This is a genomic window from Rheinheimera sp. (assembly GCF_037442525.1).
Classification (GTDB): Bacteria; Pseudomonadota; Gammaproteobacteria; order Enterobacterales; family Alteromonadaceae; genus Pararheinheimera.
The window spans coordinates 339981-360753 of record NZ_JBBIQD010000002.1; the positions used below are offsets into that span (position 1 = coordinate 339981).

The window sequence follows — 20773 nt, forward strand, 5'->3', positions numbered from 1 at the left end:
TGCTTAAACGGAACTGAAAAGCATGCAAACTGACTTTTACCAGGCAGCTGTAGTCGCGCTGCAACGCAATAATCATGAGCTTGCGCTGCAGCATCTGGCCGAAACGGGGTTTCAGCGTCCAGAGCACTGGTTACTTAAAGCGCAGATTCTTTTTCAGCAACATCAGTCCGCCGAAGCAATAGCAGTGCTGCAGCAGGGCTTATTGCAGTTTCCGGCGGCATCCCAAATTCGCAGCACCTTGGCCCAGTTGTTCAGCCGTCAAAAAAACCATCAGGCGATTGTCGACTTGTTTGAACATCAGCAAAGCGTACCTGATGCACCGGCGGTGGCAGCCCTTTTTGATGCCTTGTTGCAACTGAAATACTACAAGAGGGCAAGCCAGCTCAGTCGGCAGTTAAAGGGACGTCAGGACAAAACGCTGCTGTGGCTACAAGTGAAACTGCTGCTGGAAACCCAACAGCTGGCTCTGGGCATCCAACTGCTGCAACAGGCATTGCAACTCTACCCTGGCGATTTGTATTTTCGCCATAGTCTGGCGAATGCATTCAAGGATACAGGCCGGGCCGCGGATGCGCTTCCGCTGTTTTTGGCTCTGCAACGGGATTTTCCTCAGCATGTGGAGATCGGCTACAGCATTGCCTGTACTTATTATGAACTGCAGCAGGCCGACCTCTGTGAGCAGTGGTTAAAACATACACTGGAGCTTGCCCCTAACTATGTACCGGCCCACGAGAGCCTGAACAAACTGTATTGGGGGCAAGGAAAAACCGAAGCACTGCATTCTTCTTATCAGTTGGTGATGCAACGGTATCAGCCGCATCCGGATCTGCAAGCGTCACTGATCAGCCAGTTGCTGCGCAGCGGTCAACCTGAGCAGGCTGCAGATACAGCAGATCAGGCTCTCAGAGCCCATCCTGCAGAAGCCCGCTTTCATCATCTCAAAGCCGTATCTCTGTCCTACCTTGAGCTGGAGGAACAGGCTTTTCCTTTTTATCTGCAGGCTGCCGCTATGGCACCAGATTCAGCACGGTACCAGATTGACCTGGCCAATCATTACCTGAAACAAGCTGATTATCAAAAGGCAGATCAGCATTTGCAAGCTGCATTGCCACAGAATCCCGACAATCAGGAGTTATGGGCTTATCTTGGGCTGGTCTGGCGGCTGGCTGGGGACGAGCGCCATCTATGGCTGAATAACTATGACCACTTGCTCCGGGTGATGGAATTACCCGTACCAGCAGGTTTTAGCCGAAAAGAAGACTTTTTGTTTGAACTGACACAGTACATACGCAGTTTACATCAGCGCCAGAAGCGCCAGCCTCTGGATCAAAGTGTCCGCGCGGGCACCCAAAGTGAAGGGCATTTTTTAGCCAGCCCGCACCCTCTGGTACAGGCGTTTCGGCGCAGTGTGGAACACTGTATTCAAACCTATCTGGCCGCCTTACCAAAGGATCCAAAGCACCCCACCTGCAGACGCAACAGCGGCAGCTACCTGCTGAACGGCAGCTGGTCGGTGCAACTGGGTCAGGGCGGCTTTCACAGCAATCATGTCCATCCTGCGGGCTGGTTATCGGCGCCAAGCTATATCGAGGTACCCTCCTGTATGTCAGCAGCCGATCCAACAAAATCCGGCTGGCTGAAACTGGGTGAAACCTGCCTGGGTTTAGGTGACAAGGAAGAAATAGCCCGGGAAATTTGCCCTCAGGCCGGACAAATCATTCTGTTTCCCAGCTTTTTCTGGCATGGTACTTATCCGCTGTTAAGCACTGAGCCACGCAGCACTATTCCCTGTGATCTGCAGCCAGTGAACTGAGAAGCTGGCAGTAGACAGGAAACATGCCGCTTTGCAGTATATCCTCCTGATAATTCAGATACCGCCCCGACGAATGCTGATACAAGGGGCGTCTGACCTGAGACACACTGGCTGTTTTCACCGCATGTTTCTGCAAATAAAAGTGCTCCGCTTCATCGTTATACCTCAAGCCAAGAAAATCAAACAAAGTGGTCAGCACCCGCTCCGGCTGTTGAACCAGTTCATCATAATCCAGCGCAAAAATGCGCCCGGGGTACAGTTGCTGCCAATGCTGCATCAGTGCTTGTTGCTGGTGTTCATAATGCACAATGGAATCCAGGCTGGTCGCATAACTCATACCGGGCCCCAATCGGTGAAAGTACACTGACAATGCATTGTCAGCCAGCTGGCGTCGGGTCCAAATGACTTTGGCGGCGGGAAAATGCTGAAAAACCACATCCAGGTACAGAAAGTTTTCTGGCCTTTTATCGGTAAAGTACTGCCGGCCATGCAGAATGGGCTCGACCTGCTTCAGGTATTCCTTTAGAAACTCCGGCTCTGCCGCCCTTTTCAGCAAAGCCTGGGGCTGCCCAATCAGAGAAAACAGCTGCCGGTGCAAAAATTCCAGCTCACCGCCACAAGCCACTTGCCCGCTGGCCGCCAGAATCTGTTCTGCCAGCGTCGAACCCGAACGAAACATGCCACAGATATAAATGGGGGTTAACGAAGAGGTCTGGATTTGCGGATTATGTGTGAATTGACGCTGCCGGCACCATGCCATCAGTTGCTGCGTTTGTTCAGGCTGATACGCAGGCAAAAACTGCCGGTCACGTTGATTGGCTTGCTGATAGTATTGCCAGGCTTGTGGATACAAACCCAGCCGGTCATAACAGAGCCCCAGTGCATAACACAGATCCACCTGTGCAAAGTTGGCTGGCGCTGATAACAAGAGTTCAAACTGAGGTTGATGGTGTTGCAAATCCTCAACAGAAGGTTTGGCCAGTTCCAGCCAGCGGGCCCAACTGGTCGCATCGTCAGTTTTGCTGTGGCAAGCTGCCTGAAAACAGGCTGTCGCCTGACTCAGGTCGCCTAGCTGTTCGTACAGATGACCCAGATTAAATAACGCAGCATGGTAACCAGGCCGAATGTCCAGCAGTTGATGCAATAAAGCCACAGCCTGCGCTTCTTGCCTGAGCAATTCGGAACAAATCAACGCCTGCTGGAACAGAAATTCGCTGTGCTCTGCCGTTAGCGCATACCAGTGTTTTAACGCGTCCAGCGCCAGTTCTGCATTTCTGTTTTGTCTGGCGGCAACAGACAGTTGAAACCAGCCGTTGGGGTCGGCCGACCGCTGATGGACAAATTCCTGCCACAGATCCTGGTTTTTCTGCAGCTGATAGTCCAACAGATAAAACTGCGACAATGAAAAGTAATAATCTGTTTTTTCGGGAAATTCATTCACTAAACATTCTGCATACGCAATGGCCTGCAGCAGATTATTCTGCTCAACAGATAGCCTGACCAATAGACGTAAAGCAGCATGGCGTTCGGTGGGGTTTGTTAATGCTTGGGTTAACAACAACTGGGCTGAAGCCATATCATTGGCTTTTAATGCGGTCAACGCTTGCTCCAGCATGAATGATCCTTCGTTTATTAATCAACAACCTGGAAGCCTGAGCTGCCAGGATAAATAAAAAAGCGGGCCTTTGCCCGCTTTTTCTAATTCAAGTCAGCTTAGAACTTGAAGGTCACAGACGCGTGTAAGTAACGACCTAAGGTGTCATAGAAACCTGCGATCGCATTACCGTTGGTTGCCAGAGAGCCACCCACCATTGGCGGTTCACGGTCCAGTACGTTGTTCACACCGATTAACAAGGTGGTGTAATCGTTCACAGCGAATGAACCTTTCAGGTCAATAAAGCTTTGTGAATCGATGCCATCCTGTACCAGCGTGTCGGTGCCGGTGTAATCAGCGATTTCACCGTAGAAACGCCATTTCAACGTGGCACGCCAGAAGCTGCCGGTGTCATAGTTAAAGGCTAACACATGACGCCATTCTGGCTGGGCAAAACAGCCATAATCCAGAGTGCTGACGCAATCAAAGGCTGGAGAAACGCCTGGAATATTGTCGTACTCTTTGGTCAGCATATAAGTACCAATCAGGTTGGTATTCAGGTTGCCGCCAAATAAATCCATATTGTAGTTTGCACTTAAATCCACACCTTCCCAGTGCAGTTTACCCAGGTTGATATTGGTCGCGACGACGCGGCCTTCACCTAACCACAGACTGCCACTACCCGGAGTACGTTGTACGTTATCACAGAAAGCTGAGTTGCCGGTCAGAGCACATTGAGTCACGATAATTTCCGCATCAATGGCACCAATGGCATCTTCCAGTTCGATATTCCAGTAGTCGACAGAGAAGTTAAAATCTTCAAACGGATTGCCGACGATACCAAAAGATACGGTGTCTGCAACTTCAGGTTTCAGTTCAGGGCTACCACCAAACAAACCATTGTATTGGTCTGCCGGGCTCTTACTGATATTGCCGTACTGAGAAGCTGTTACACCAGTCAGCGCACATTGGGCAGCAGTTAAGGTTGGAGTGGCGCCAGAACATGGATCAGCACCCTGCCACAGACCTTCGCTTTGTGGCGCATAGAGTTCAATATTGTTGGCCGCACGCACAGCCCGGTTAAAGCTGCCACGCAGTTTCCAGTCGTCGTTTACATCCCAATCGACCGCAATCTTGTAGGTAGGCTCGGCACCTGATGTGCTGTAATCAGACCAGCGGTAACCCAGGTCTAAAGCAATACCATCCGCAATGGCGATGTCCTGCACCAGTGGTACACGTAATTCTGAGTACAGTTCACGAACTGAGTAACCACCATAGATACTCTTCGTGGTGCCGCCCTGACCTAATAACAGGCCTTGCTCATACACTTCATCCGCAGTACGTGAGTAGTTTTCTTTCCGGTATTCAGCACCCAATACAGCAGAAATTGGTGTATCTGAACCAGGGAAGCTCACACCAGTCTCACCGGTCACGAAACCACCGAAAATAATCTGCTCGGTCACACCATTCATAATGGCAGTACCAGTTAAAGCGCGGGCTGCTTCAGTAGTCACACCATTGTACTTAAACACTTCGTATGGAATACAACCATCTGTGCTTGCACAGTCTTCTCCATTGGCTGACAACGCAGTGAAAATACGCGGGCCGAAGAAGTCATTCAGGTAAGCAGAAGACGATGAGGTAGAGCCATACTGAATCGTCGTATCGTAGGTCCAGGTGTCCGAAATTTCACCTTCAGTCCCTAATACCAGACGGAAGGAGTTGTGCTCCAGCTGGTCCTGACGGCCGCCCCCTTCGACGTTACGTTTACCGATATAAGCAGCAAACTGATCGCCGGATTGCAGACCAAAACGGTCAGTCAACTGAGCACGCTGACCATCGGTCAGCAGCGGGCTGTCAAAATCAATCAGGTAGTTATCGTTAAAGAAAGTACCTGACTCTGCAATCTGCGCCACAGTGCGGTCACGCATAAACATCGCTTCCATATAAGGACGGAAGTGATCGTTTATTTCGTAGTTGGCAAACATACCAATGGTATGGCGCTCATTCGGGCGTAAGAAGAAGTTGATAGGTGCATAGTTATACACCTGGGTGTCAGGCGTAAAAGAGCTGTCAGAATTTAATGACCAGTACTCATAGTCACCTTCGTCCCAGTCAAAAGAACCATCCGCATTAGGAGACGAAATATAGAAGTTCGGGATTGGTGTATTACCTGAACCACCACAAGATGTACCTGTTGCACTCAAGGCACATGATGAATAGTCACGGGCACCCTGGCGTAATTCAGTTTGTTTCATGTAGGTCATATAACCTACAACGTGACCTTTGTCACCCAGTTCACCACCCATAGTGACAGAGAAGTCATAGGATTTACCGTCAATGCCTGAGCTGCCTGTCGGGTACTCATAACCACGGGCATCCATTTTGCTCTGGATGTATTTGTTATCGTTATCGTGTTGGTAACCAGACCCGTTGGCTGTAATTTCCAAACCTTCGAAGTTTTTGTCCATCACGAAGTTCACAACACCGGCAACAGCGTCAGCACCGTAAGTGGAAGAACCACCGCCGGTCATCACTTCAACACGCTCAATCAGAGCGGCAGGAATTTGGTTGATGTCGGCTGCAGAGGAGTTGATACCACCGGCCTGCATACGGCGGCCGTTGATCAGTACCAGCGTACGCTGTGGACCCATACCACGTAAGTCTAAGCTTGCAGTACCTGTAGCGCCGTTCGACTGAAAGGCCGTGTTAGAGGCTTCGATTTGCGGCAGGCTGTTCATCATGTCTTCAACACGGGTAAAGCCGGCAATTTTGATTTCTTCTTTGCTGGTCACCTGAACCGGGCTGGCGGTCTCTAAGTCAGTTCTTTTAATACGAGAACCAGTGACCGAAATACGCTCGACTGAATCGCCTTCAGCAGCAGCTTCTTGAGCCATGACCGCAGAAGACATAGCTGCACCTGAGCTGACGCCGAAAATCATCGCCAGCTTCACAGCTTTTGACAGTTTATTATTTGTAAACATGTTTTTCTCCCTGGACCACTCTCTATGCAAGTGATTCTATTTTTTAGAAGGACTAATCCTGTTCAGCGATACAAGTTCCGTCTCATTGTTTCGGCCTTTGGCCTCAAACACATCGATAATAAACGCAATTTTTTCGATGGGTCAACAGCTTTTGCGGAACTAAACATCTGGCTGATGGTCGTCCGTGTTGACAACAAAGCACACAATGTGGGCAACTTTTAACCAGTCTGTTTTTCCGAAGCAATTCCCCAAAATCAGACAGCACACGGAAAAACTGGCCTGCAGCGCGATCCTTAGTTCCACTTAAACTTTCAAACCTGCTGATTACGCAAAAAAAAACCAGCCCTGTACAGGGCTGGTTTTTTTTGAAATGACGGCTGAAAATAAATCAGCTGTGCATTTTAACGACGTTCAAATCAGAACTTCTGTTCGTAACGAACGTACCAGAAACGGCCGATATCAAAACCACCGTAGTAAGCGAAGTTACTGCTTGGCTGTGAATACATGATTGGGCCTTGTTTCTCAAACACGTTGTTGGCACCCACAGAGATACGGGCTTCCCATGGAGCATGGTAGCTGAACTGTACATCGTTGAACGTGGTTGAACCGTAACGGTTGTACGGAGTCACTACGTCGTTTGTCCAGTCCGCTTTGAAGTCTGGGATGCTGCACTTGTCAGTGTAGTAGCAACGCTCTTTGGTAGAGGAGTAGTAACGCATAGTCCAGTTCACACCAAAGTCGCCCAGGTTCCAGCTTAAACCTAAGTTAGAACGAACACGGAAGGTTGAACCGTAACCCACTGACGGAGTCAGCAGAGCTTCTGGGTCATTGGTTGACTTGCTGTCGTATTTTTCGATGTAGGTGCTGTTCCAGTTAGTACCAAAAGTACCGAACTCAGTTTCGTATTTGTAAGCCAGGCCTAAGTCGAAACCAGCAGTTTTGGTCATACCAGCGTTACGCAGGCCATAGGTCAGGTTGCTGACAATATGGTTTACCGGGTCACGTGAGAACATAGCACAACGAGACTCGATCAAACCCACATAACAGTCATCCACAATGGCGTTTGCTGTATCGGTGACCATGGTGTCTTCGATCTTGATGTTCCACCAGTCGAATACCACGTTCAGGTTTTCAACAAACTCTGGGCTCCAGACGAAACCAACAGTGGTCGTTTCTGAAGTTTCAGGTTGCAGCAGTGGGTTAGAACCGCTGTTAAACGGAACCGGAGTCTGGGCAGCAGGGCCTGTTGTTGGGATAAAGCCCTGTTGCAGCTGACGGTAGTCGGCTGGAACATCTTGTAAACAACGGGCTGTGCCTTTGGCTACACCGTATACAGAGTCACACGGGTCGATAAAGCCTGTAACGAAGCTCTGTGAACCACCACCGTACAGGTTGCTGATGGTAGGCGCACGGAAGCCTTCTGACATAGTGGCACGAACTAACAGCTCGTCTACTGGTTTCCATTTCAGACCGATTTTGCTGTTGGTGGTGTCACCGAACGAGCTGTAGTCTGAGTAACGTGACGCCAGGCTCAGGCTGACTTCTTTTGCGAAGTCCATGTCCGCCAGAATTGGTACGTTTAATTCAGCATAGTACTCGTCCAGGTCGTAAGTACCACGAGTCGGGCCTGCAGCCAGCGTAGTCGTCATACCAGACTGAGCCAGAGCGTCAGGGCTGAACACACCTTCTTCTTTACGGTGCTCAGTACCTACGGCGAAGGTAACGTCACCAGCTGGCAGAGTGAATAACAGACCGCCGATGTTCGCGAAGAAGATTGACGATGTTGTTTCACCACGGGCGTGTGACGTTGGGAACAGGAATGCCTGAACAGCCGGATCTGACAAGGAGTTCGCTTCAGAGCCTGCACCAAAACCTGCCAGTGGGTTCCAAGGAACACAACGGGTCAGAGGGATTGGGTTAGCTGCAGTACCACACTGAACAATACCCTGAGCGGTCATAAATGACGGGCCAGTTGCCAGAACAGTGTTTGGTACATGGAAGTCACCACGGCCAATTTGCAGAGTATTGCTCTGGCTATACAGACCGCCGATATCCCAGTCGAAGTAACGCTCACCGATATCAAATGAACCTTCCAGCGCTGCAGTAGCACGCAGAGTGTCTTGTTTGCTTTCAGTGGTGCGAGGCATTTCCCAACCACGACGGGTGAAACGTACGTTGGTGTCTACCGGGTTGAAATAGCTGTTCGCATCCAGGAACCAGCCGCTGACAGCACCAAAAGTACTGGCAGATTGCAGAGGGTAACCGGCGATCTGACGGGTAGAGCTGCGGTTGGTGTAACCGATGTCAGACGTAAACTTAACGTTTTCAGCCAGCTCGTAGTTTGAGCTCAGGTACAGAGAACGTGCACTCAGAGGAGTTAACAGGTGCATCTGCTCGTTTGGATTACTGGTATCGCCCAGGCCTGAAGCACTGGCTGCTTGCTGAACATGGAAGTCGTTGGCAAAATCAGAAGCTGTGCTTGGACGGTCAGCAACCCACCATTGGCCATTGTAGCTGAAACGGCCATACTGACCGACCAGTGTGTAGTTTGAAGAATAATCTTCGCGGTCTGGGCGACCTAATTTTGAAAACTCACGGTCTTTTGCCCACACTTCGCCTTCGTCACGCCACTCGGCACCCCAAGTGATAGAACCTTTTTCACCAACAACACCACCAACCAGACTGACGTTGGTTTTAGCGCCGTCGCCCTGGTCGTATTCACCAGTGTACGCAATTAATTCCAGACCTTCGAAGTCTTTACGGGTAATGATGTTCACTACACCGGCCATAGCATCAGAACCGTAAATGGTGGAGGCACCGTCTTTCAGTACGTCTACGCGCTCAACCATTGACATTGGGATGGCTGATAAGTCTTGCAGGCCGTCAGTCGTAATACCTAAACGTTTGCCGTTTACCAGAACCAGAGTACGGTTTGCACCCAGGTTACGCAGGTTGGCATAGTTACCACCAACACCTTCACCTGAACTTAATACAGATGAACGGCTGATTGGAGGCGCACCAGTGCTTGACATGTTCTGCAGAATATCGGTTACAGAAGTGAAACCCTGGTTGGCAATGTCCATACGGTCCATCGTGAACACTGGTTGTGCAGTTTCGATATCGGTCTGACGGATACGGGAACCCGTTACGTCAATACGCTCTACTTTTTCTGCAGATTCTTCTTTGGCAGCGTCCTGAGCGAAAGCTGCGCCTGTGAACGCCACGGTTGATACAGCGCCAAAAGCAACGGCTAAGCGCACAGCTTTTGACAACTTATTATTTGTAAACATGTTTTTCTCCCTGGACCACTGTGAAGTGATTCTATTTTTACGACAACCAACCTTTCAAGGTGGCTGGAATTCCGATACAACATTCCGGAGGTGAAGCCGGTTCGGCTGCCGGATAATAAACGTAAATTTTTCTCGTGGTCAACAAATTTGGAGGAACTTCTGAGGTTAAGAGTTGTCTAATGTAAAGTGATGTGAGTATTTTTCCGCCAAATTGGCGCCAGAGCCCACCAGACAAGGAATTCTGCTGCAGTTTTTCCACCCGCAAATCACCGAAACTATCTGGTTATTCACCACAATTTAACAGCATTTCACCGCATCAGGCGCTGGCTATTTGTATTGGTTTGCTGACAAAGTTGCACTTTTTTCCAGCAACAGCTGAGGTTAATTCAGCTGTGTTTCGTCGATTGTTGCATTCGACCTACTGATTTATCATAGGGTTTTTGCAGCTGCCCCAGTCTATTCAATGCTCAGTGATTCTCTGAAACAACGTATCCGCACCATTCATCAGGCCATGAAACTGCAGCTGCCGGGCTATCAGCCCCGTCCCGGTCAAAACCAGATGGTCGCCGAGATTGCCAATGTGATCGCTGGCAGTTATCACAGTTATGACAGAGTCGCCTTAATTGAAGCCGGCACAGGCACAGGGAAATCCTTGGCCTATCTGATGGCTGCTGTGCCTGCAGCACAGTTTTACAACAAGAAACTGGTGATCGCCACGGCCACAGTGGCGCTGCAGGAGCAGTTGGTCAGCAAAGACCTGCCGTTTTTCCGTCAGCACAGCGGACTGACATTTGAGTTTTGCCTGGTCAAAGGCCGGCAACGTTATGCCTGTGTGGAGAAAATAAAACGACAAGTACAGCAACCGGATTTATTTGCCGGTGCTGCCAACCCCTCGGATCTGAGTTTGCTGCCCAAATGGCTGGCGCAATGGCAGGCCGGGCAATGGAGCGGTGACAGCGACAGTCTGGACGATGCGGTACCGCCCGCCCTCTGGCAACTGATCAGTGCAGATCCCCAACAATGCCCCCGCAGTCATCAGCACTGCCCTTTTCATCAAAGCCGCCAGCAGGCTGAGCAAGCCACCGTATTGGTGGTGAATCATGCCTTGTTACTGGCCGACCTGGACAGCGGCGCACAAATTTTGCCTGCACCAGAAGATTGCATTTATGTCATTGATGAAGCGCATCATTTACCCGACATTGGCCGGGATTTTTTCTCCGCCGAGGCTCAGCTGGATTTACCGGAACGCTGGTTAGATAAAACGAAAAAGCTTAGCCAGCAATTGCACGGCCTGCTGCCACAAAGCGGTGCCAGCACCTTGTGTTTTCAGTTTGACGAATTGTGGCTGGAGCTGGACAAAGAGCTCAGGCAGTTAACCCGGCAGATCAGCCAGCAGGCGTGGTTCAGTGAAAAAACCAGCCACCGCTTTGCTGATGCCTTATTGCCGGACTGGCTGCAGAAACAGACCAATCCACTGGCAGAGTGCAGTGGCAAACTGCTCAGTGTGGTAGAAAAATTACAGCAGCTGTTAAGCGACGCCGACACCGAACATAAAGTGGCCACAAAACTGACCCAGCCGCTGCAGCATGAACTCAGTTTGCAGCAGCACAGAGTGCAGAATCAGTCTGAACTGTGGCAATTGCTGTCGGTGCCGCAACACAAGCACGTCAGTCAGGCCCGCTGGCTGGAATATCAGGAGCATCTGACTGCCCATGCCTGCCCGTTGTCGGTCAGTTTTATGCTGGACGATTTATTATTCAGCCAGGCCTTTGCCAGCATCTTGTGTTCAGCCACCCTGACCACGCTGAATAGTTTTGACCACATCCGCTTTGAGCTGGGGCTGAAAGACCACAAAGGTGTGCGTATGCTGCGGGTGGCCTCGCCTTTTGCCTACCAACACAATGCCAGCCTGCTGCTCCCCGCCATGCAAACCGATCCGGCCGATGACGCTTTTACCGATGAACTGATCCAGGTGCTGCCCAAGTTCCTGGACAAAACTCAGGGGCATCTGGTGCTGTTTGCTTCGTATTGGCAAATGCAACAGGTGGCTGAAGGCTTGCGCGGTCAAGGCTGGTCGTTGCTGGTGCAGGGCGAGGCTTCGCGGCAAAGCCTGCTGGACTTGCATCAGCAAAAAATCAACGGTGGCAGCGGCAGCATCCTGTTCGGCACTCAAAGCTTCTCTGAAGGGCTGGATTTACCCGGCAAGCTGCTGACCAATCTCATTATTACCAAATTGCCTTTTGCCGTGCCCTCCTCCCCCTTTGAAGAAGCAATGGCCGAAGCCATCACCAAACGGGGTGGCAATGCGTTTTTGCAGCAAACAGTGCCAGCGACGGCACGAAAACTGGTGCAGGCCTGTGGTAGACTGCTGCGCAAAGAGCAGGACACAGGCCGGGTAGTCATTTTGGACCGGCGTTTACTGACCAAATCTTATGGCAAAGCCATGCTCAGTGCTTTGCCTCCTTTTTCCCGGACAATAGAAGACAATTGATGGAAATAGCGCTGGATCTATGGATGGTGGCGGCTTTATGTGCTGTCGCCCTGGTGGCTGGTTTTATTGACGCCGTAGCAGGTGGCGGTGGCCTGTTAACGGTCCCAGCTCTGCTGACGGCAGGCTTGCCACCCCATCTGGTGCTGGGCACCAACAAACTGGCCGCCACTTTTGGTTCAGTCACAGCGTCGCTTACTTATTATAAAAGGCGCTTGTTTGACCCTTCGTACTGGCGCACAGCCCTGATCTTTACTGCAGTCGGCGCCATTGCCGGCACTTTGGTGGTTGATTGGATCCCCAAAGAGTGGCTGGAAAAAATCATTCCGTTTTTTATTGTGGTGGCCGCACTCTACAGCCTGCTGGTCAAAATGCAACCGGACGACAAACTCAGCCTGCCACCACAAACAGCCGGCCATTTCTGGCGCCAGCGCTTACAGGGCCTGAGCCTGGGCTTTTATGATGGCCTGGCCGGGCCTGGTACCGGCTCCTTCTGGATGGTGTCCACCATGGCGCTGTATAAAATCAACCTGCTGCTGACCAGTGGTGTGGCCCGCACCATGAACTGTGTCAGCAATGTGTTTGCTTTAGTCACCTTTGCCTATTTAGGCCATATTCATTACGCCTTGGGGCTGACTATGGGCGCCTGCCTGATGTTGGGGTCCTATTTTGGTGCCCGCTCCGCCATTAAATTTGGCAGCAAGTTTATCCGGCCTTTGTTTTTAACTATGGTACTGGCTATTACTGCCCGTTTGTTATGGCAAGCCTGGGGCGGCCAGGGTTAAGTGATGCAACAGCAACTGAGCATTCTGACCGAACAGCTACAACAACTGGCGAGCCAGGCGGAAAGCCTGGATCAACGTCAGGCGCAGTGGTCTAAAAAGCCCTGGTTCGACACTGAACTCTTTCAGTCCCGTTCACCTTATCTGATTGATTACGTGCAGGAAGCCGAGCAGTGCCTGAAACGGCTGAAACAAGCCGTAGCGAGCCAAAGCCCGTCCGCAGCTTTGCTGGCCAGTAAACTGGCAACGCAGGTCGATGCGTTAAGCCGGGCTTTTGAAACCAAAGAATTACGGGCATTAAAAGGCAAAACCAAACCCAAAACTCAGCGACAAAAAGCCGAACAACTGGTGGGCCAGCTGCGGCAAAGTACCCAACAACTGTACAGCCAGCTCAGCACCACCAAAGGTTATGAGCAGCGTTTATTGGACATGCTGCAACTGGAGCAACAGGCGCTGTCGCTGCAACACAGCAGCCCGGAGCGGGTACTGGCGCTGCAGGCAAGGCTTGGCCGCTGCCGCAAGGCCATTTCTGAACTGGAGGCGCAAATTCAATGGGCAGAGCAGCACCAGGGCTGATTTATCATCCCATCTATTCCGAACTGGAATTGCCGTACCGCCACCGCTACCCCATAGGCAAGTACCGGGCTTTGTATCAGGCACTTCAGCAGTTGGGTGTGCCTGCCCATGCCTTTCAGCTGTCTGAAAGCGCCGATTTAGCCCTCGTCCGCCAGATCCATCAGCCGGATTACCTGCAGGCGCTTTGCACAGGGAAACTGGATGCCAAAGCGATGCGTCGCATTGGTTTCCCCTGGTCTGAGCAACTGATCCGCCGCTCTTTATTGTCAGTCGGTGGCACAGTACAAAGCACAGCACTTGCGCTGCAACATGGCCTGGCGCTGCATTTAAGTGGCGGTTATCACCATGCTTTTGCCGGCTATGGCAGCGGTTTTTGTCTGCTGAATGATTTGGCCGTAGCGGCCCGTTATGCGCTGAACCAAGGCGTGCACAAGGTGCTGATTTTTGACTGCGATGTGCATCAGGGCGATGGCACAGCGGCTATTTTTGCCAACGAGCCTGCGGTGATCACCTGCTCTTTGCATGGCGAAAAGAACTTTCCATACCACAAGCAACAATCCGACTGGGATTTAGCACTCGACAGCAACAGTGCCGACCCGGACTATCTGGCGGCAGTGGAACAAAGCCTGGATTATCTGCTGCGTTTGCATCAGCCGGAGCTGGTGATTTACGACGCCGGTATTGATGTGCACCAACAGGATGACTTAGGCCTGCTGGCCGTCAGTACCCGCGGTATTGCACAGCGCGACTGGCTGGTCCTCAGCCGCTGCCAGCAGGCGGGGATCCCGGTAGCTGCTGTGATAGGCGGCGGTTACCAACGTGATCTGGCCCAGCTGACACATAGTCATCTGCAGCTGTTTTTTGCCGCTTTTGCGCTGGCAGGCCAACCATTGCCCAGCCATCCCGACTGGCAATGGGCATTGGCAGAAGCGCCCTTACTGGCCTGAAAAGTAAAAGCCAAGTTGGCGACGCACCTGTTCCGGCAGTTGGGGTAAACCCGCTTTCGGCAACAGGAAAGTTGCCATATGGAACAGATCGGTAAAAATACGGTTCTTTTCCGTGGTGCGTTTCAAATAATCATGGCCAGACGAGCCACCTGTACCAATTTTGGTACCCAACATACGCTGCACCATCATGGCGTGTTTATAACGCCAAATCGTCAGGTTCTCATCAATTTCGGTCAGGCAAGTCAATACCTGGAATGGCAGGTTAAACACCGGCTCTTCCTGATACAAGGTGATGAAAAGTGCCGACAACATCGCGCGCTGACTCAGTCGGAAACTGCCTTGCTGTTGCAGCTGCTGGTATTTTTCATCGTCCAGCAAAGCAGCAAATTTGGCTCTGGTGTTGTCAATTTCTTTTAGCTGCAACTCACGCTCATGTTCAGCAATCTGCTCAATGGAACGCACTGTCTGTTCATCTTCGTCCAGCATTTGTGCCGTCGCATCCTGGTACATCTGCCAGAAACTGAAATCGCCAAACTGCAAAAACGGCATGCGCTCCAGCCATTTTTGTACTAATTCAAACAAACTGGGTTCAGTCTCCAGCGCCTGCAGGAAGTGACGGTCTTTGTCATTCAACCGGCTGTAAAACGAGTTTTTGTCAAAGTCGATGCGGTATTCGCTTTTAAGACCTAAGCCAATTTCCAGCATTTTAAACTGCACACTCTGAAAACCTGAGGCTGGCACCAGGTAGTCGCGGAACGACATAAAATCCTGAGGTGTCATGGTTTCCATCACACTGATCTGCTGGTTCAGCAACTGCTGAATGCTGATCACCCGTTTCAGTTTGTGCACCACCCCCGTCAGTTGCTGGTCTTTGACCGCCGGTTCAGCAAAAACCGCCAGCACGGCCTTTAATTCATGCAGAATTTGTTTAAACCAAAGCTCATACACCTGGTGCACCACGATAAACAGGGTTTCATCATGGGCTTCCTGGCCATACTTTTCACTTTCAGGTGCCTGGGCCGTCAGAATTTTATCCAGCTGCAGGTAATCGCCGTAATAACAAGGAGTGGTATTTTTTTGCATCATTCAGTTCTCTTGGCGTCAGGCCAATTGTATAGACAAGCTATTGTAGCCAGACGGAACCCAGCTGGCTATCCACCTGAACACTGGTAGCCTTTTTGGACTGAACTGATTATGCTAAACCGGACAGCATGAGAGCGGACAAGGAGCTCCAATGAAATTAGATGACGACATTCACAACTATTATGAAAAACTCTTGTTGGATCACTTGGTTGAGTTACAAATAGACCAGCAGTACGACGCCGAATTTATTGCCGATCTCTGTTGCATTGTACTCAATCAGCTGCCTGCCAAATACATCCGTTATGAAGTGGATATGGCGTTTTACCTGCCTCAGACCGAACGTTTTGAAATGGTGATGAAAGTCAGGGAAGCAGTGGCGCGGGCCAAAACCTTCCTCGATGGTCAACGTGACAAAGAATAAAACAACACCTTTGTCCGAAGCTGCACCTGAAATGCAGCTGGCCGTGGACCTGATCCTGCTGCTGGAACAGCAGGAGCTTCCTGCGCAGCTGGTGCTTTCTGCACTTCAGATAGTACAACAGGATTATCAACGTAAACTTGCGCTGGCCTTGTCTGCCAGCCCCTGAGCTTATTCATGCTGACTCATTCTGCCACTCTTTACCTTGCCACAGTGCTGATCTGGGGTTCCACCTTTTATGCCATTAAATTCCAGCTGGGCGAAGTCTCCGAGCTGTGGTCCATCTGTTACCGTTTTGCTTTAGCCGCCTTGCTGTTGTTTGTCTGGTGCGGCTGGCGGCGGCTGCCAATGCGGTTCAGCCGGCAGCAACATGGCCGGATGGCGCTGCAGGGGTTGTTTTTATTTTGTTTGAACTACCTGTTGATTTATTACGCCACCGGCATGTTAACCAGTGGGCTGATTGCCGTGGTATTTTCCAGCATAGTGCTGATGAATATTCTAAACGGAGCCCTGTTTTTTGGCCGGCCCATTGAACGGCGCAGTTTGGTGGGCGCTGTACTGGGGCTGATTGGTATTGCCCTGGTGTTTTGGCCCGAACTGCAAAAGCTGGAACACAACAGCCAGGCATTGACCGGCCTGGGGCTGAGTGTACTGGGCACTTATATCGCTTCGTTGGGTAATTTGTTTTCATCAAAAAATCAGCAACAGCAGTTGCCGGTGATCCAAACCAATGCTTATGGCATGGCCTATGGGGCTGCGCTGATGGCATTACTGGCGCTTGGCAGCAGTGGTTGGCCCGGTTACAGCAGCCAACTGAGCTTCAGTCTGTCCTTGTTGTATCTGGCCTTGTTTGGTTCGGTGCTGGCCTTTGGCGCTTATCTGACCCTGCTCGGCCGTATTGGCGCTGCCAAAGCGGCCTACACTATGGTGTTGTTTCCTCTGGTTGCCCTGCTGATTTCAACCCTGTTTGAATCCTATCAATGGAGCCCACCAGCATTACTCGGTATTGCTGTGGTTGTGCTTGGTAATGTGATCCTGCTGGCACCAGCCAGTCTGTGGCAAGGATGGCGGCCAGCTAAAGCTCAATCTGGCTGAGTCCAACTTGTCAGCACCCTTCACTGCGGCTATAACCTTGTAACATGAGGGGGAACGGAGACCGTTATGCGCTGCCTGATCCTGATGATGTGCTGGTTAAGTTTCGTGGTACAGGCAGAGCCTGTGCGTCTGATCACTGTGATAGAACCCCCCGTCAGTTACCTCGACAGCCACGGCAAACCTGTGGGTTTCGCCGTGGATGTGGTGAAGGCAGTGCAGCATGAGTTGGGGGATAAAACGCCGATTGAAGTCATGCCGGAGGCCCGGGCCATCTATATAGCCCGCACCGAACCTAATGTGCTGCTGTTCAGTTTTTCCCGCACCCCTGAGCGTGAAAATGAGTTTTATTGGATCACCCCACTGGTGCAGAAATCCTGGTCTGTGTATGGACTGACCAGCAACCCTATTCAGGTCCAGTCACTGGAGCAACTGAAACAAGTGACGGCCATCGGCGTGGTGCGGGGTGATATTCGCGAAGAATGGCTGAACAATCTGGGGTTTAAAAATCTGAGCAAGTCGGTGAATCATCAGCAAAACCTGGACCGCCTGCTGGCTGGCCGTCTTGATTTAATCGCCTATGAAAGCCAGGGGATCCGGCATTTATTGCAAGAGGCAAGCCTGAGCCTGGACGCTGTCCGTCCTGTATTTGTGCTTCAGCAGTCCGATGTCTATCTGCTGATGTCAAAGACTGGCACGTCGCCCGAGCTGGCAGAACGCTGGCGTATGGCTGCAGAGAAAATCCGCCGCAGTGGAAGCCAGCAGTTTATCGCTGAAAAATGGCAGCTGCAGCTGAAGCATTTTCAGGAGATGGACACTGACATCCAAAACGGCGTGTTGGTCTTTAAGTAGGACGAATTAGCCCATAAAGTCTTTTTTACCAACCTCAATGCCATTGTGGCGCAAAATCGCATAGGCCGTAGTGACATGAAAATAAAACTGCGGCAAGCCATAGAGCAACAGGTAATCTTCAGCGCTGGCAAAACGTTTCTCTTTTGCCGTGCCTGGCCTTAACACCACTTCACGGCCAGCTGCGTCTGCGAATGCCGATTCAGGCAGGTTGAGCAAAAACTGCCGGGTTTTCTCCAGTCGCAGCGCCAGCTCGGCATAACTCTGTTCAGTATCCTCATAGGATGGCACCTCCGCCCCGGCCAGACGTGCTGACACACTTTTGGCAAAATCTGCAGCAATTTGCACCTGGCGGACCAGCGGAAACATATCAGGATACAAACGGCTTTGTAACAACACCGCATCGTCCAGATTTTTGCTCTGGCTGTAGAATTCTGCTTTTTTCAGCAACCCTTCCAGGTTATTCAAAAACTTCACAAAAACAGGCACTGAGGCATGATAGAAATTCAGACTCATAACAAAGATCCCTAGTGGTGAAAACTGAGGCTAGATATGAGGCTGGGTTGAATCATTTACAAGGCTGGCAAAGAACTCAGGACTGGTCGGAGCCAAAGAGTAATTGCCAGAAACCTGGCTGACGTTCCTTGTGGTATTTTTTTCTGAGCCTGTCCAGCTCTGCCAGGCTGCTTTTAGCGCCAGCCAAATCATGTTGCTCAAGCAACTTCTGGGTGTGCTGCGTGGCCTGCTCCAACTCTGTCAGTCCCTGTTGCATCAGCTGTGCTTTGCTGCCTTTAAAACCCAACTGCTGTGCCTGGTGCAGTGACGCACTAAAATCCTGCATAGCCCGTTGCATGACTTCCAATGTCTGAGCTTCCCGCGCCTGTTTAAAGCTCAGGCCCATCTGTTTCATGCTGTCTTCCATATCGGGTGCAGCCTGTGCAGTAAAGACTATCAGGCTGAATAATAAGATCGTCAGGGTTTTCATGCTGTCCTCCGGTTCGGGCCGGCAGTATAAAACATTCGCCTGGTGTTTTGTGCTGTGCGCGGCGGATTTGCCTTGTTATGCTGCCAAGTCCGTCAATCCAAGGAACAACCTTATGCGTGCAGAGCTTTATCAGGTGGATGCCTTTACCAACCAACTGTTTCGTGGCAACTATGCCGCCGTGGTGCCGACAGCTGAACCACTTGCAACGGCTCTGATGCAGCAAATAGCCAGCGAAAATAACTTGTCTGAAACGGCTTTTGTCTGGCCGCTGGCCCAGGATCATTATCACATCCGCTGGTTTTCGCCGCTAACCGAAATTGATTTTTGTGGCCATGCCACACTGGCTGCAGCTTATGTGTTATTCAGCAAGGGCGCAGGCCCGATCGTCCGTTTCAGCACCCAGGCGGTGGGGGATTTATCTGTGCGCCAACATGAAACAGGCCGGATAGAAATGGATTTTCCACAGCGCCCAGCCAAATTCGCCACAGCACCGGCCCCGTTGCTGGCAGGTGTCTCTCTAGCGCCACTGGAAGTCTTACAAAGCCCGCAAGCCTGGATGCTGGTATACACCAACGAACAGCAAGTGCGGCAACTGACTGCAGACTCCAGCTTACTGAAACAACTGGCGCCTTATGATGTGGTGGTGACAGCACCGGGTGAGCAGCATGATTTTGTGTCGCGCTATTTCTGGCCAGCCAACGGTGGCGATGAAGACCCGGTCACAGGCTCTATCCATGCAGCATTGGCCCCTTATTGGGCAGAGCGTCTTGGGAAAACAGAACTCACTGCCTTTCAGGCGTCCACACGAGGTGGCCAGTTATGGTGCCGGTTGCAGGGTGACCGGGTCTTAGTCAGCGGTGAAGCTGTGCTTTATTTGAAAGGGGAAATACAACTGCCTGTTTAAACAGGCAGTTGCGGCAACAGCTGGCTTGCCAGTCCGATCAAAGCGCCAAAGACGCCGCCCCAAACCACCAGCCAGCCCAGGTGTTCGCGAATAAGCTGCTGCACCAGTTCCTTCACCAGTTGAGGCGTCAGCTCATCTAAACGGGCCTGTACTATGTGGCTGATTTTGGCCTGCATCTGCTCCAGCTGTTCATTTTGCTGTAGCTGTGCCAATAACTGCTGCTGCACTTGCGGGCTGTCCGAAAGCTGCAGCAACGACTGCTTTAAGTTGTCGATAAAAGGCTGTTTCAGCGGCAGCAGCATTTGCGCCCCACCAAACATCGCCAGCATGCCACCCAAGGATGATTTTTGCACCGTATCAAGCAAGGCGTCAAAAGCCGGGGATAAATCCACCGCCTCCAGCACCGGACCCAGTTTGACAGCCACAGCATCCTGCTGGTGCTGGCTGCTAAGCAACCGCTGCAGGTTTTCAGTGGAGAAAAACTGGCCCATGACCAGTTGATACAAGGCTTGTTTGAATTCACTGAAACGGGCCGGGATCACCCCTGAACCATACAAGAGCGGCACTTTTTCAAACAACATATGAATAGCCAGCCAGTTGGTCACTGCGCCCGAGAACGCAAAGAGCCCCATCCCCCACAACCAGCCAAGCTCCAGCGTATAACCCAGGCCCATCGCCAGCAGGGCCACTAAATTGGTGATCAGACTTTTATTCATGCTGCAGACTCCTTCTCAATCCAATTGCGCATTCAATGCCGCGCGATTGTAATGAGCCTGCAGTCACTCAACAAGATGGCGTTCACGACCTGTTCAGAATGGCCACTGCTGCTGGATCAGCAGGGCACTGCCTGTCAGCACCACAACCAGCCCCAGTACCTTACGACTTTGCAGCATAAAAGGCCGTTGCCCCTTTAACTCTTGTTTGTTCATCACACAGCTCCCATTTATGTTATTGATAATAATTCTCAA

17 protein-coding genes are annotated in these 20773 nt (G+C 51.2%); 10 read left to right on the plus strand and 7 right to left on the minus strand.

Annotation, left to right across the window (positions count from 1 at the left end; all coding sequences use genetic code 11):
• Positions 1-22 precede the first annotated feature (22 nt).
• Complete coding sequence (locus WKJ03_RS05810) at positions 23-1813, plus strand: tetratricopeptide repeat protein (RefSeq protein ID WP_337841227.1); 1791 nt, start codon at positions 23-25, stop codon at positions 1811-1813.
• Here WKJ03_RS05810 and WKJ03_RS05815 read toward each other — a convergent pair.
• The 3 genes from WKJ03_RS05815 to WKJ03_RS05825 all read right to left on the minus strand — a co-directional run bounded on the left by WKJ03_RS05815 (position 1782) and on the right by WKJ03_RS05825 (position 9681).
• A complete protein-coding gene (locus WKJ03_RS05815) occupies positions 1782-3428 on the minus strand; it encodes a sulfotransferase (protein ID WP_337841228.1) in 1647 nt (548 codons plus the stop codon). The genes WKJ03_RS05810 and WKJ03_RS05815 overlap by 32 nt on opposite strands.
• A 98-nt stretch (positions 3429-3526) precedes the next feature.
• A complete protein-coding gene (locus WKJ03_RS05820) occupies positions 3527-6391 on the minus strand; it encodes a TonB-dependent receptor (protein ID WP_337841229.1) in 2865 nt (954 codons plus the stop codon).
• A 416-nt stretch (positions 6392-6807) separates the two neighbouring features.
• A complete protein-coding gene (locus tag WKJ03_RS05825; protein ID WP_337841230.1) occupies positions 6808-9681 on the minus strand; it encodes a TonB-dependent receptor in 2874 nt (957 codons plus the stop codon).
• Positions 9682-10144: 463 nt separating this feature from the next.
• Between WKJ03_RS05825 and dinG the strand changes: the two genes are divergently transcribed.
• Genes dinG through WKJ03_RS05845 form a run of 4 tightly spaced genes read left to right on the plus strand, consistent with a single transcriptional unit; the run spans position 10145 to position 14474 of the window.
• Entirely contained in the window at positions 10145-12172 is a 2028-nt protein-coding gene (gene dinG, locus WKJ03_RS05830) for an ATP-dependent DNA helicase DinG (protein ID WP_337841231.1), read from the plus strand.
• The gene (locus WKJ03_RS05835) at positions 12172-12954 is read left to right on the plus strand and encodes a TSUP family transporter (protein WP_337841232.1); all 783 of its coding nucleotides are present in this window, start codon (positions 12172-12174) and stop codon (positions 12952-12954) included. The genes dinG and WKJ03_RS05835 overlap by 1 nt, the downstream gene beginning before the upstream one ends.
• 3 nt (positions 12955-12957) lie before the next feature.
• A complete protein-coding gene (priC, locus tag WKJ03_RS05840) occupies positions 12958-13527 on the plus strand; it encodes a primosomal replication protein PriC (protein WP_337841233.1) in 570 nt (189 codons plus the stop codon).
• A complete protein-coding gene (locus tag WKJ03_RS05845) occupies positions 13503-14474 on the plus strand; it encodes a histone deacetylase (RefSeq protein ID WP_337841234.1) in 972 nt (323 codons plus the stop codon). Before priC ends, WKJ03_RS05845 begins: the two co-directional genes overlap by 25 nt.
• Here WKJ03_RS05845 and WKJ03_RS05850 read toward each other — a convergent pair.
• Complete coding sequence (locus tag WKJ03_RS05850; RefSeq protein WP_337841235.1) at positions 14463-15560, minus strand: tryptophan 2,3-dioxygenase family protein; 1098 nt, start codon at positions 15558-15560, stop codon at positions 14463-14465. The two genes, WKJ03_RS05845 and WKJ03_RS05850, sit on opposite strands and share 12 nt — an antisense overlap.
• A gap of 148 nt (positions 15561-15708) precedes the next feature.
• On the opposite strand from WKJ03_RS05850, the gene WKJ03_RS05855 reads away from it, so the two are divergent.
• From WKJ03_RS05855 to WKJ03_RS05870, 4 genes are all read left to right on the plus strand, one after another.
• Complete coding sequence (locus tag WKJ03_RS05855; protein WP_337841236.1) at positions 15709-15978, plus strand: late competence development ComFB family protein; 270 nt, start codon at positions 15709-15711, stop codon at positions 15976-15978.
• Complete coding sequence (locus tag WKJ03_RS05860) at positions 15965-16144, plus strand: DUF2496 domain-containing protein (protein WP_337841237.1); 180 nt, start codon at positions 15965-15967, stop codon at positions 16142-16144. The genes WKJ03_RS05855 and WKJ03_RS05860 overlap by 14 nt, the downstream gene beginning before the upstream one ends.
• An 8-nt stretch (positions 16145-16152) precedes the next feature.
• Positions 16153-17070 carry a DMT family transporter gene (locus WKJ03_RS05865; RefSeq protein ID WP_337841238.1) on the plus strand — a complete coding sequence of 306 codons (918 nt, stop codon included), beginning with the start codon at positions 16153-16155 and terminating at the stop codon, positions 17068-17070.
• Between the two features lie 66 nt (positions 17071-17136).
• Positions 17137-17919 carry a transporter substrate-binding domain-containing protein gene (locus tag WKJ03_RS05870; protein ID WP_337841239.1) on the plus strand — a complete coding sequence of 261 codons (783 nt, stop codon included), beginning with the start codon at positions 17137-17139 and terminating at the stop codon, positions 17917-17919.
• A gap of 6 nt (positions 17920-17925) precedes the next feature.
• On the opposite strand, the gene WKJ03_RS05875 is transcribed toward WKJ03_RS05870, so the two are convergent.
• On the minus strand, positions 17926-18432 hold the full coding sequence (locus tag WKJ03_RS05875; RefSeq protein ID WP_337841240.1) for a DUF1993 domain-containing protein: 507 nt from the start codon (positions 18430-18432) through the stop codon (positions 17926-17928).
• Positions 18433-18508: 76 nt separating this feature from the next.
• Entirely contained in the window at positions 18509-18901 is a 393-nt protein-coding gene (locus WKJ03_RS05880) for a cytochrome b562 (RefSeq protein WP_337841241.1), read from the minus strand.
• Positions 18902-19013: 112 nt separating this feature from the next.
• On the opposite strand from WKJ03_RS05880, the gene WKJ03_RS05885 reads away from it, so the two are divergent.
• On the plus strand, positions 19014-19805 hold the full coding sequence (locus tag WKJ03_RS05885; RefSeq protein WP_337841242.1) for a PhzF family phenazine biosynthesis protein: 792 nt from the start codon (positions 19014-19016) through the stop codon (positions 19803-19805).
• Here the strand turns inward: WKJ03_RS05885 and WKJ03_RS05890 are convergent.
• Positions 19802-20521 (minus strand): DUF445 domain-containing protein, encoded by a 720-nt coding sequence (locus WKJ03_RS05890; RefSeq protein WP_337841243.1) that lies wholly within the window; start codon positions 20519-20521, stop codon positions 19802-19804. The genes WKJ03_RS05885 and WKJ03_RS05890 overlap by 4 nt on opposite strands.
• Between the last annotated feature and the right edge of the window lie 252 nt (positions 20522-20773).

Coding starts and splice junctions, on each gene's coding strand:
- WKJ03_RS05810 (WP_337841227.1), top strand. CDS start 23: ATGCAAACTGACTTTTACCAGGCAGCTGTAGTCGCGCTGCAACGCAAT.
- WKJ03_RS05815 (WP_337841228.1), bottom strand. CDS start 3,428: ATGCTGGAGCAAGCGTTGACCGCATTAAAAGCCAATGATATGGCTTCA.
- WKJ03_RS05820 (WP_337841229.1), bottom strand. CDS start 6,391: ATGTTTACAAATAATAAACTGTCAAAAGCTGTGAAGCTGGCGATGATT.
- WKJ03_RS05825 (WP_337841230.1), bottom strand. CDS start 9,681: ATGTTTACAAATAATAAGTTGTCAAAAGCTGTGCGCTTAGCCGTTGCT.
- dinG (WP_337841231.1), top strand. CDS start 10,145: ATGCTCAGTGATTCTCTGAAACAACGTATCCGCACCATTCATCAGGCC.
- WKJ03_RS05835 (WP_337841232.1), top strand. CDS start 12,172: ATGGAAATAGCGCTGGATCTATGGATGGTGGCGGCTTTATGTGCTGTC.
- priC (WP_337841233.1), top strand. CDS start 12,958: ATGCAACAGCAACTGAGCATTCTGACCGAACAGCTACAACAACTGGCG.
- WKJ03_RS05845 (WP_337841234.1), top strand. CDS start 13,503: ATGGGCAGAGCAGCACCAGGGCTGATTTATCATCCCATCTATTCCGAA.
- WKJ03_RS05850 (WP_337841235.1), bottom strand. CDS start 15,560: ATGATGCAAAAAAATACCACTCCTTGTTATTACGGCGATTACCTGCAG.
- WKJ03_RS05855 (WP_337841236.1), top strand. CDS start 15,709: ATGAAATTAGATGACGACATTCACAACTATTATGAAAAACTCTTGTTG.
- WKJ03_RS05865 (WP_337841238.1), top strand. CDS start 16,153: ATGCTGACTCATTCTGCCACTCTTTACCTTGCCACAGTGCTGATCTGG.
- WKJ03_RS05870 (WP_337841239.1), top strand. CDS start 17,137: ATGCGCTGCCTGATCCTGATGATGTGCTGGTTAAGTTTCGTGGTACAG.
- WKJ03_RS05875 (WP_337841240.1), bottom strand. CDS start 18,432: ATGAGTCTGAATTTCTATCATGCCTCAGTGCCTGTTTTTGTGAAGTTT.
- WKJ03_RS05880 (WP_337841241.1), bottom strand. CDS start 18,901: ATGAAAACCCTGACGATCTTATTATTCAGCCTGATAGTCTTTACTGCA.
- WKJ03_RS05885 (WP_337841242.1), top strand. CDS start 19,014: ATGCGTGCAGAGCTTTATCAGGTGGATGCCTTTACCAACCAACTGTTT.
- WKJ03_RS05890 (WP_337841243.1), bottom strand. CDS start 20,521: ATGAATAAAAGTCTGATCACCAATTTAGTGGCCCTGCTGGCGATGGGC.